The following is a 12,196-nucleotide window of genomic DNA, read 5'->3' as shown; positions in this document are numbered from 1 at the left end:
TATTATATCTAATTTAGCATAATTCAATTTTTTCAAGCAAATTTATAAATTTTCCATAAATATATAACTTTTTTCGATATTATTTAAAAGTTCATCATCGTTTATATTAGCTATCTTAGCAATAGCTTTTTTTACTCCATCAGACTTTATTAATTCTTGTAATTCTACACTTTGGACATCTTCACTATTGTTATAATGAAGTGCTCCACCTATTCCAAGAATCAAATTGTCAACTGATAGCCCATATGATTTTGCTGTCATTAGAGGTTTAATCAATCTATCTTTATTACTTAATTTTCTTAATGGCTCTCTTCCCACTCTTACTACATCATCATTAAGATATGGATTTTTGAATCTATTTAAAATCTTATCAATATACTTATAGTGTGCTTTTGAATCAAAATTATATTTTTTAATTAATCCTTCTCCACTTTCTGTCATTGCATTCTTAACTATATTACAAATATATTCATCCTTTATACTTTCTTCTATAGTCTTGTAACCTTTTAGATATCCTATATAAGCTGTTATAGCATGACCTGTATTTAGTGTAAACAACTTACGTTCTATATAAGCCATAAGATTGTCAGCTAAATTCATTCCAACTATATTTGGTATTTCTCCTTTAAATCCTTGCTTCTCAACATTCCATTCATAAAAATTTTCAACTGTTACATCAAGAGGATTTTCATTTTTGCCAGGAGGAACTATTCTATCAACTGAACAGTTCGGAAAACCAACATAATTCTCTAAATATTCTACTTCTTCCTTATTTAAATACTTAATTACTTCTTCTTTTAAAGAAGAACTTGCATATATTGCATTTTCACAAGCTATTATATTTAAATTACTTGTTAATCCCTTTTCTCTTCTAGTCTTTATACCTTTTGCAATTGTAGAAGCTATTTTAGTCAAAACTAAAGGTCCAACTGCTGTAGTTATTATTTCAGCCTCTACAATCTCGTCTATTATTTCTTCTTTTATAGATGAAACTGCACTTATATTATCAATTACTTCATCTATACATTCTACATCTCTTATGTGTATAGTATATTTTTTATCTTTGTTTATTGAGTTCAATATCTCTTCGTTTACATCAGCAAATACTACATGATAGCCTGATTTAACTAACAAACCTCCAATAAATCCTCTTCCAATATTTCCTGCTCCAAACTGAATTGCCTTTTTCATGTTAAGTTCCTCCTAAGATTAGTTGGCAAAAGCTTCCATAAAAGCTTGTTTGTCATTTGAATTTTTTAGTCTTTCTGTTAAGTTATCATCCAAAACTACTGCTATATTAGATAGTATTTCCAAATGTTCATCTCCAACACCAGCTATCCCTATTAATAAATATGCTTTTTCCCCATCAAAATCTATACCATTAGGGAATTGTAATATAACTATTCCTGAAGATAAAATTTCTTTTTTTGCTTCATTTACACCATGTGGAATAGCAACACCCATTCCCATATATGTAGTCATTACTTTTTCTCTTTCTAACATTGATGGTATATATTCTTCTTTTACATATCCATTTTCAACCAATTTTCTTCCTGCTAAAGTTATAGCTTCTTCCTTTGAAACACTATCTAATCCTAAAAATATATTATTCTCATTCAACACTTTACTCATAATATCAACCTTCCTTTTTAATATTAATTTTATTTATCTATAAATGTTTTCAATTTGTTTGTATAAAAATTAAAAACTATATCTTTTATTTCTAATGACATCTCTTCTATAGAAAATTTATTTATTTTTTTAGTAAAAATTATATTATCTATTAGTGAACCACTTATTTCACTCATTATTTGTCTTTGATAACTTGGTGAATTTTTAGGAAGTAACATAAAAACTACACTGTCGATTTCTTCATTTGAATCTAGCATTATTCCATTATCTAGTTTTATTATTGCTAACTTCATAATATCTATTCTTTCACTCATACAATGTAACAATAGAATTTTGGATTCTTCTACATATGGAATTGAAATTTTTAATCTTTCTTCTAAAGATTCTTTTATAGATATTATATCTTCACTAGATTTTGCAAATATTTTTGATGAGTCCATAATAAGCTCACTTAAATCTTTACTTTTAAATTGTTCAAATTGAATTTCCTCTAAAAATTGAAGAATATCTTTTCCTATATTCATGCTTTCTGTTATCTGTTCATGCACTTTATTTTTACTTTTAGTATCAGTTTCTACATTTAAATTGATTAATTTATTTTGAGCTATAGATTTTATTTTTTCTTTGATTATCTGTTCATCATCTAAACTCATAAATGGACCTACACATATATAATCTAAGTCTGTATTTAACTCCACTGTAGATACAATTAAATCAACCTCTTTTTCCTTTAAATAATCTTCATCTATATTTATAGCTGATATGGTTTCAAGTATATTTAGATTAGGAAATTTATTTTCAATCTTAGTTGATAGAAATCTTGAAGTACCTATTCCAGTGGGACATGCTACAACAATATTTATATTAGTATACATCATTAAATTTTTTTCTATTGCTGATGCAAAGTGCATTGCAATATATCCTATTTCAGATTCAGGTATTGAATTTATATTTAGCTTATCTTTTATAATTCTAGAAATTTTTTCAACGCCATCATAAGCATATAAATACTTGCTTTTTATTTCATCTAAAAGAGGATTTCTTATTTCTAAACCCATATTCAACCTATTTATAGAAGGTCCTAAGTGATTTGCGAGGTCTCTAAATAATCTCTCGTCATTTTTTAGGCTTATTTTAAATTCATCTTCAGCTAAATCTATCATCTTATTTGTAATGTCCATTACTTCTATATCATCTAAGTTTAATGCCTTATGATTTGAAGATGACCTTTGCTTTGCACCTCTTATGTGCATAGTTATATATCCAACCTCATCCAGTGGTATATCCATACTAAAATCTACTTCCATACCTTTTACGATTTCTTGGGCTAGTTTAAACTCTTCTGTCATAGATAATTCTTTTAGAAACTCTTTATCCATAGTTATATTTTCACCATTTTTTATCCTCTGTAATGCCAATGAAATATGAACTACAAGCCCTATATATGCACTATCAGCTAAATTTACATCTAAATCTGAAAGCTTCTTTGTTAGTGTACTTTCAACTTTTCTTATTATGCACCTATCCATCAAATTTAAAAGTCTATTTTCACTTAAAATTTCTATTGTTTTATCTGTCTGTATATTCTCACTTATATTTCTGACCATATCTAGTATTTCTTTTTCATTGAATGAATCATATATAAGGTTCACATATGCCTCTCTAAAACTTTTTTCTTGACCTTTTAGGTACACACCAAGTCCTGGTTTTCTAACAAGCTCAATACCAAATCTTTCTAGCCATTTACTTGCTAAAGCAAAATCATTATTCAGTACTCCTTCAGATACCTTTAATATTTTTGCAAAATAATAAGATTTTACTGGCTCATTAGAAACTAGTAACTTTGATAATATAATTAAATTTCTTTCTTCTTTACTATATTCTTTTTCTATTTTTTCTTCTTCTAACAACTCAACTATAAAGTTTTGATTCTCTACATTTTCTTCTAAAATCAATCCCACTCCTGGTTTTTTTACAAAATTAAAATCATTTTCATCAAACCATTTTTCAATTCCAGACATATCTCTAAGCACAGTTCTTGAACTTAGCTCCAACTCTCCTGCAATCTCAGAAATAGTTATTGGGACGTTTTTCTTTGAATTTTCTACTATCATCAATATTATCTTTTTTTGTCTAGATGTAATCTTCTTTTTTTTCAAATTATCCACTCCTAATCAGTGGTACTTTTTATTTAGATTCTAATCTTTTAAACAATGTATCTAAATTTGGGTCATTTAAAAAGTTGTTTATTGAAACTATCTCTACACTTGAATTATTCTTAGCAACTCTTTCAACTAGCGTATTATGAGTTACTACTATTTGCGTATCATCTGGAAGATTATCAACAGATGAATTTGTAATTTCTATATTTAAGTCTAAGTTTTTTATTCTATTTTTAAATCTAGAAGCTCCCATTGCACTAGAACCCATTCCTGCATCACATGCAAATACAATCTTTTTAATTTCATTTACTCCAAATTGCTTTTCCTCAACATTTTTATCAGAATTTTTACTAGCAGATTTCATATCACTCATTTTTACTTTAGCTTCCTCTAAAGTACTATCTTCTTCGCTTTGGTTTACAGAAGCTCTCTTAACGAATGGTGCTGCTACTAAGAATGATACAACTGTTGCCACTGCAACTCCCGCTAATACTGGAAGTAATCCTCCCTTTGGAGCTAGTGCCATAAGTGCAAATATACTTCCTGGTGATGGTGCTGCTACAAGTCCAGCTCCTAATATTGAGAAAGTTAATATTCCTGCTGCTCCACCTGCCATTGTAGCTAATATTAAAACTGGATTCATTAAAATATATGGGAAGTAGATTTCATGAATACCACCAAAGAAATGTATTATCACAGCTCCTGGTGCTGATTGCTTCACACTTCCTCTACTAAACATCCAATATGCTAATAAAACTCCTAAACCTGGTCCAGGATTACTTTCTAATAAGAACATTATAGATTTACCTGCTTCTTTTGCTTCAGCTATACCTATAGGTCCTAATATACCATGATTTATTGCATTGTTTAAGAATAATACTTTTCCAGGCTCTATAAATGCTGAAACTAAAGGTAATAAACTTTTGCTAACTATAAACTGAACTCCAGATTCTATAAGAGCTGTACCTGCTACTATAGCTGGTCCAATTGCATAGAATCCTAATATTGCAAGAAGCATACCTATTATACCTATTGAAAAGTTATTTACTAACATTTCAAATCCTGTTGGTATTTTGCCATCTACAAATTTATCAAATTTCTTGATTACCCATCCTGCAAATGGTCCCATTATCATTGCTCCAATAAACATTGGTATATCTGCTCCAACGATTACTCCCATAGCCGCTGCTGCTCCTATTACTCCACCTCGTTGCCCTGCTATTGCTTTACCACCAGTATAGGCTATTAATAGTGGTAAAAGGTATTTTATCATTGGATCTCCTATAGTACTCAATTTTTCATTAGGCATCCAACCTGTTGGTATAAATAAGGCTGTTATAAGCCCCCATGCTATAAAAGCTCCTATATTTGGCATTACCATACCACTTAAAAATTTTCCTATTCGCTGTATAGATGTCTTTATTGTCGATTGATTAGAACTGCTCATAATTTTACCTCCATTTGAATTATATTCTATATCGATATGATTCCCTTTTGTTATACTTTTATTATAGAGTTTATATTTTATAGTAACAACTTTAAGAAACCGTTTCTATGTCACTTTAGATAATGACATTTGTCACTTTAGTTTTTGTTTAATTTTATTTATGTAGTATTTTAAGGTATCTATTTTTATAAAATATTTAAATTTAATAGAAAATCCAACAATAATTCAATTAAATAAATTTATTAGATGTAATTTTGGATATACTAATATAGACTTAATTTGCTTGTACTTTTGGTATTTATACACTCTATGACAATATTATCGACATAAAGTTTTACATGTATAATGAATAGATATTTAAAGATTAATTTCAAATTAGCTACTATCCAATATTAAACATTATTTAATATACAATTTTACCTTATAAGGCAATATATATTAAACAAATTCAATTAAAATAGTTTAAATTTTTCAAAAATCTCAATATTTGACAAAATACTTTAATAAAATTAAGGAATAAGTTATAATTAATACTATCAATTATAAAAAGTATAAAAATATAAGGAGTGATTAAAAAATGGCGTTTTATTTTGATACACCATCACATACTTTCAGTGAATACCTTCTTGTACCAGGATTCTCTTCTACTGACTGTATACCTGCTAATGTAAGTTTAAAAACACCTGTTACTAAATTTAAAAAGGGCGAGGAAGCAGATATTTATATGAATATACCTTTGACTTCTGCTATTATGCAATCCGTTTCCGATGACAAGATGGCTATTGCACTTGCTAAAGAAGGTGGTATTTCATTTATATATGGTTCTCAAACTATTGAAAACGAAGCTGCTATGGTAGCACGTGTTAAATCTCACAAGGCTGGTTTTGTTGTAAGTGATTCAAATATTAAACCTGATAACACATTAAGAGACATACTTGAATTAAAAGAAAAAACTGGACATTCTACAGTTGCTGTTACTGAAGATGGAACTTCAACTGGAAAATTATTAGGTATTGTTGCAAGTCGTGATTATCGTATAAGTCGTATGGATTTAGATACTAAGGTTAGTGAATTTATGACTCCTATGTCATCCATAGTTTATGCTAACAAGGATGTTACTTTAAAAGAGGCAAACAACATTATATGGGACCACAAGCTTAATTCTCTTCCTGTACTTGATGACAATGGTAATCTTATGTATATGGTATTCCGTAAAGATTACTCTTCTCATAAAGAAAATCCACTTGAACTTTTAGATTCTTCTAAAAGATATGTAGTTGGAGCTGGTATTAATACTAGAGACTTTGCTGAACGTGTTCCTGCTTTAGTTGAAGCTGGTGCTGATGTTTTATGTATAGATTCTTCAGAAGGTTTTTCTGAGTGGCAAAAAATAACTCTTGATTTCATTCGTGAAAAATATGGTGATACAGTTAAGGTTGGAGCTGGAAATGTAGTTGACCGTGAAGGATTCCTTTACCTAGCTGAAGCTGGTGCTGACTTCGTTAAAGTTGGTATTGGTGGTGGTTCTATATGTATCACTCGTGAACAAAAAGGTATAGGACGTGGACAAGCTACTTCTATAATTGAAGTTGCTCAAGCTAGAGATGAGTACTTTGAAAAAACAGGTATTTATGTCCCAATTTGTTCTGATGGTGGTATCGTTTATGACCATCATATAACTTTAGCTTTAGCTATGGGTGCAGATTTTATAATGCTTGGTAGATACTTCTCTCGTTTTGATGAGAGTCCAACTAACAAAGTTAATATAAATGGTAGTTATATGAAAGAATATTGGGGAGAAGGTTCTGCTCGTGCTAGAAACTGGCAAAGATATGACCTTGGTGGAGATAAGAAACTTTCTTTTGAGGAAGGTGTTGACTCTTATGTCCCTTATGCTGGTTCTTTAAAGGACAACGTAACTCTTTCTTTAAGTAAAGTTCGTTCTACTATGTGTAACTGTGGAGCACTTAGTATACCCGAACTTCAAAAAAATGCTAAGCTTACACTTGTATCTTCTACTAGTATAGTTGAAGGTGGAGCTCATGATGTAATGTTAAAAGATAATAGAAATTTATAATATAAATAAAAGTGTAGCTGATTTTAAAATCAACTACACTTTTTTATTTTATATAATTTTTTATTTAACTGTAAATTCAAGAAGCTTACTTTTAAGTTCATTTTCTATTTTTGATAATTCAACTTCTGCCTCTTGTCTCTTTATTCTACCATCATGTTGTATCTTAACGACCTCATCAATAGTAGATATTAAAGATTGATTAGTTTTCTTAATTGTATCTATATCTACAATTCCTCTTTCTGATTCTTTTGCTGTTTCTATTGTTCCCATCTTTAAAGTTTCTGCATTCTTTAATAAAAGCTCATTTGTCATATTACTAACCTCACGCTGTGCTTTCATAGCTTGGTTTAAGTGAGAAATTCCAAGAGCAAGTACTATTTGATTTTTCCATAATGGAATGGTATTTACTATAGTTGATTGAATCTTTTCTGCCATTAGATTATTACTATTTTGAACCAATCTTATCTGTGGAGCCATTTGAAGTGATACCATTCTAGTTAATTCTAGGTCATGAATCTTCTTTTCAAATCGGTCACAAAGTGAAACCATATCATTTACAGATTGAGCATCTTCTGTTGAACCAGACAAACTGGCTTTTTCTCTTAATTTTGGCATCTCATATTCTTTCATATCTTTTAATTTTTGTTTTCCTGCTATAATATACATAGTAAGTTCTTTTGAATAAGCTAAATTCAACTCATACATCTTATCAAGCATTGCTATATCTTTTAATATTTTAACTTGATGTTTTTGAAGTTCTTTACTCACTTTGTCTACATTTACTTCTGCACTATCATACTTAGTTTTTAAATTTGAAATTTTATTATTTGCCTTTTTAAAAATTCCTAAAAAACCACTTTGTTCTTTTTCCTCTGCTGAAAATGCTTTCAAATCAGTAACTAGATTTGTAAGCATATCTCCAACTTCTCCTAAATCTCTAGTTTTAACACTCTTTAAAGCTGTTTCAGAAAAACCTGCTACCTTTTTTTGGGCACCAGCTCCATATTGTAAAATCATATTTGTGTTTGTAATATCTATCTTTTCTGCAAATTCCTTTACCATCTTACGTTCAGATTCAGATAGCTTTTCTTCTTCTGGGTCTTTTTCAGCCTTTTTCATTAATAAGTCAGAATTATTTATATCACTTGTATTTGATTCTTCTCCAAATGGGTCAAGTGTTAAAGTTGGCATAACTGGTATATCATCTAGATTATTCATTATATATTTCTCTCCTCTTTATTCATAAAGTACTGATTATAATACAAAGTTTTATACTTTATGACTAATTAATTTTTTTAAAATAACAGAATATTTTTTCTATTAAAGTTAAAATTTACCACTCGTTAATCCCTCTTGAACTAACATATTCTCTAAAACAGTAATATCTGTAGATATGTCAATTGCTTCATCTTCAAACAAATAGTCTAATTGATTTTCAAAAGCTACTACAATCGTACTCATTGTATTTTCAATACTTTCCATAGTTGTTGTTATATTTTCTCTATCTATTCCTTGCCCTTCCAATGTATGATATGAATTTAAGAGCTTCAAAGTAGTTGGAAGATAATAGTCCATAAATTTTTGTATTTGAGTAAGTTTTGATGGGTCATGTTTTACAACATCAAATATTTTACTTGTAACATCTTCTACTTGTACAATTTTATTGCACATTGATTCTGACTGAATATTTTTATTAGCTTCTTTTATTTGTGCTAGATAATTCATTCCTTTATTTATAATCGTATCAACTTCACTGGCTTCATCATTTTTCTCTTCTTCTTTAACTTCGTATGCTATATCTTCATATGTTGGTGTAATGAAATCTTCATTTGTCAACACAATCTGATTATTTCTTTTATCAATATAAGTATTTATAAAGTAATTTTTGTCTATCATCTTTTGTACATCTTTTATTATAAAATTTAATGATTTAGATGTACTTTCTGCAATAAGCTCTACTGGAATAATATTTCTATTATTTATGATTGTACAATATCTTTTATAACGAGAAATTTGGTCTCCTAATCTCTTACCCTTAAAAATACAAACTCCACCTATAATTAAAAACACTGCACATACTTGAATAGGAAGTATTACAGCCCATCCAATTATAATGGAAATAGTTGAAAGTACTAGAGCTGATAACGTAAATAAGCCTACCAAACCCCATCCAACTATTTTAAAAAATTTACTTAAAAATGAATTTATTAAGACAGATTTTTTGGAAAAATTTTCTGATTTATACATAGTTTATATCCTTTCATTTTCACTAATATTATTAATATATTGCAGTTTGATTATACAATTACTTACTTATTACTGTCAAGGAATTTGAAATTCTACAAATTATTTCAAATAAAGTAATAGACTTAAATATAAGTATATTTTAAATCAAAAATATACTTATATTTAACTCCATATAAAAATAAGAGAACTTAACTTTAATTAAATTTAAGTTCCCTCATTTTTATTTGTACATAAATATAATTAGCATTGTTTATGTTAGCTATACATATAAATGAAAAATTGTATTAATAAAGATTTGCAAATATCTCTCTTATTTCTTCTCTACTAAGGTCTACATAATTATTAGCAAGTAATCTTTGTTGATTGGCTATTTTACTATCTGTAAATTCATCTATCTGACTTTCTACCATTACATACTCTCTTAAAGCTTTTTTAGAAATTAATTTATTTAAAAACTTTTCTAATTCTCCATAAACATCACAATTAGGGTCACATTCAAGAGCATCTGCTAGAATTTTTGTACACTTTGTAATTTTTCCATTAGGATTTTTTCTAGAGTACATCTTAAATATTTCAGTAAAGAACTGATAATTTGCTTCACCATTAAGTGCAAACATTGCATTACTCATAGGCGTAACAATTGGATTTGTACAAGGAGTTATTGCCGCTACTACTCCAACTGGTTTAGCTACCTTTGTTATTCCAGTTTCTTCTACAGCAAGTTTAGCTAAGTATTCAGCATTATAATACACTACTTTTCCAACTATTTTTACTATTTTATCCACTTGTTCTTGAGTATAACATTCAAACTCTCTTTGAGCTTTTCTAGCTCTTTCAATATAATCATTAATGTATTCCTTACTTAAATCTTCAAAGTTTTCTATTGCTTTTTCCATTTTAAATCTACCTCCAATTTATTAAATATTTTTATAATACACTTTTAAAAGTTTCAGACTTTTTCATTGTACCTGTACTCATAAAATTAATATTGATATATATTCTGTAAATACAGTATTAGAGGTATTTTAATATTGATAAATTTAAGCCCTTTTTACCAAAGTATGTAAATAGGGCTTAATGGTAAAATTACAATAATATTTTATATAAAGTATTATTGTAAAATAAAATTATTTGTCTAAAATCATCAAATTTTTAGGGAATTTAGTTAGTCTTTCAGGACCATTTTTTGTAATTAAAACAGTATCTTCTATTCTAACGCCTCCCCATCCTGGAAAATAAATACCTGGCTCCATTGTTATTATACAACCTTCTTGTATTATCTTATCTCCATAATTACCAATGAAAGGCTCTTCATGAACATCTCTACCAACACCATGCCCTATACCTTGATAATAGTAATCTTCATATTTCTTAACAATCTTTCTTATTTCTATATCTGGAATTGTAGCATGTACACCAATCTTCATGTTTTCAACTCCAACATCTTGTGCTTCCTTAACTAAATTATAAATTTCTAATTGTTTTTCAGATGCTTCTCCAACTATAAAAGTTCTAGTTGTATCAGAAATATATCCATTATACATAGCTCCATAATCTACAAGCACAAAATCACCTTTTTCTATAACCTTATCACTTGGTTTACCATGAAGTAATGAAGTTTTTGCTCCTGATATCAATATAGTTTCAAATCCTATATTTTGAGCTCCATTCATTTTCATAAAGTATTCTAATTTTGTAGCTAATTCAATTTCAGTAACACCAGCTTTTATATGTGGAATCAATTCTTCTAGTGACTTATCTGCTATTTCACAAGCTTTTCTTGTATTTTTAATTTCTTCTTTATCCTTCACATATCTAAGTGTCTCTATGATATTTTCTGTAGGTATTAATTCTCCTCCATTTTTTTCAACTAGATTTTTAAGTTCTTCATATTTATCAAATACTATATTTGTTCTTTCAAATCCAAGTTTCTTTATACCTATTTTGTCACACACACTCTTAACTGCCTTTGCCACACTTCTGTCAAAATTATGCCAGTTTATAATCTCAAAACCTTCACAAACATTTTCTGCAAGTTCCATATATCTACTATCAGTAACTAAAAAATTTCCATCTTTACAAATCACTGCATATGCTTCTTCATCAGGAAATCCACTTATGTAATTTACATTTGTCTTTTTTGTTAAGTATAATGCATCAAGCCCCTTAGCTTCTAACAATTCTACTACTTTTTCCAATTTGCTCATGATTTTGCCTCCAAAAAATAAATTTTACTTTAATTATATTATATCATTAATAATATTATTTTTTATTTTATCAGATGCCTTATTTATAAAATTTTTTCACATGTTATTAATCTCATTTAAATATTTATAATAATTTTTTATTCAGTGTAAGTAACATAAAATAAATAAGAAAAATATCGTTATTATCATAAAAATTCATTACATTTCGATTTTACTAATTATAAGTTGTAAATATCTAATTGTCTTTATAACAATTATTTGAGTAACAAAAATAATATAAATTGAGTAACAAAAAGAACGGGTCTTTAAAATAAAGTGTGTATTCTTCTAAAAAGTGGTGATAATTAAAATATTAAATATCACTATATAAAGGAAGGTGCACACTTTTTATGTTTAACAAAAACGAAATATTAAAAAAACTTAT

General features: G+C 28.1%; 9 protein-coding genes. 1 reads left to right on the top strand and 8 read right to left on the bottom strand.

Features of this window, described 5'->3' with window-relative positions; genetic code table 11:
• Positions 1-42: 42 nt before the first annotated feature.
• From KGF42_RS09795 to KGF42_RS09780, 4 genes are read right to left on the bottom strand one after another with little or no spacing between them, the layout of a single operon-like run.
• A complete protein-coding gene (locus KGF42_RS09795) occupies positions 43-1,191 on the bottom strand; it encodes a mannitol-1-phosphate 5-dehydrogenase (RefSeq protein WP_227826221.1) in 1,149 nt (382 codons plus the stop codon).
• Positions 1,192-1,209: 18 nt separating this feature from the next.
• Positions 1,210-1,632 carry a PTS sugar transporter subunit IIA gene (locus KGF42_RS09790; RefSeq protein ID WP_227826220.1) on the bottom strand — a complete coding sequence of 141 codons (423 nt, stop codon included), beginning with the start codon at positions 1,630-1,632 and terminating at the stop codon, positions 1,210-1,212.
• 29 nt (positions 1,633-1,661) lie between these two features.
• A complete protein-coding gene (locus tag KGF42_RS09785) occupies positions 1,662-3,800 on the bottom strand; it encodes a BglG family transcription antiterminator (RefSeq protein WP_227822502.1) in 2,139 nt (712 codons plus the stop codon).
• 19 nt (positions 3,801-3,819) lie between these two features.
• The gene (locus tag KGF42_RS09780; RefSeq protein ID WP_227822503.1) at positions 3,820-5,241 is read right to left on the bottom strand and encodes a PTS mannitol transporter subunit IICBA; all 1,422 of its coding nucleotides are present in this window, start codon (positions 5,239-5,241) and stop codon (positions 3,820-3,822) included.
• Positions 5,242-5,818: 577 nt separating this feature from the next.
• Here KGF42_RS09780 and KGF42_RS09775 point away from each other — a divergent pair.
• Positions 5,819-7,318, top strand: coding sequence for an IMP dehydrogenase (locus tag KGF42_RS09775; RefSeq protein ID WP_227822504.1), 1,500 nt, complete (start codon positions 5,819-5,821; stop codon positions 7,316-7,318).
• A gap of 60 nt (positions 7,319-7,378) precedes the next feature.
• Here the strand turns inward: KGF42_RS09775 and KGF42_RS09770 are convergent, their stop codons facing one another.
• From KGF42_RS09770 to KGF42_RS09755, 4 genes are all read right to left on the bottom strand, one after another.
• Positions 7,379-8,536, bottom strand: a complete 1,158-nt coding sequence (locus KGF42_RS09770) for a toxic anion resistance protein (RefSeq protein WP_227822505.1) — start codon at positions 8,534-8,536, stop codon at positions 7,379-7,381.
• 108 nt (positions 8,537-8,644) lie between these two features.
• On the bottom strand, positions 8,645-9,565 hold the full coding sequence (locus KGF42_RS09765; protein ID WP_227822506.1) for a 5-bromo-4-chloroindolyl phosphate hydrolysis family protein: 921 nt from the start codon (positions 9,563-9,565) through the stop codon (positions 8,645-8,647).
• Between the two features lie 284 nt (positions 9,566-9,849).
• Positions 9,850-10,461 (bottom strand): hypothetical protein, encoded by a 612-nt coding sequence (locus KGF42_RS20455; RefSeq protein ID WP_413927006.1) that lies wholly within the window; start codon positions 10,459-10,461, stop codon positions 9,850-9,852.
• Positions 10,462-10,692: 231 nt separating this feature from the next.
• Complete coding sequence (locus KGF42_RS09755) at positions 10,693-11,772, bottom strand: M24 family metallopeptidase (protein WP_227826219.1); 1,080 nt, start codon at positions 11,770-11,772, stop codon at positions 10,693-10,695.
• Positions 11,773-12,196: the final 424 nt, after the last annotated feature.

It is taken from the genome of Clostridioides sp. ZZV15-6383 (genome assembly GCF_020657735.1).
GTDB lineage: Bacteria > Bacillota > Clostridia > Peptostreptococcales > Peptostreptococcaceae > Clostridioides > Clostridioides difficile_D.
Note: the sequence above shows the minus strand (reverse complement) of the source record. Positions and strands in the feature narration are given on the sequence as shown.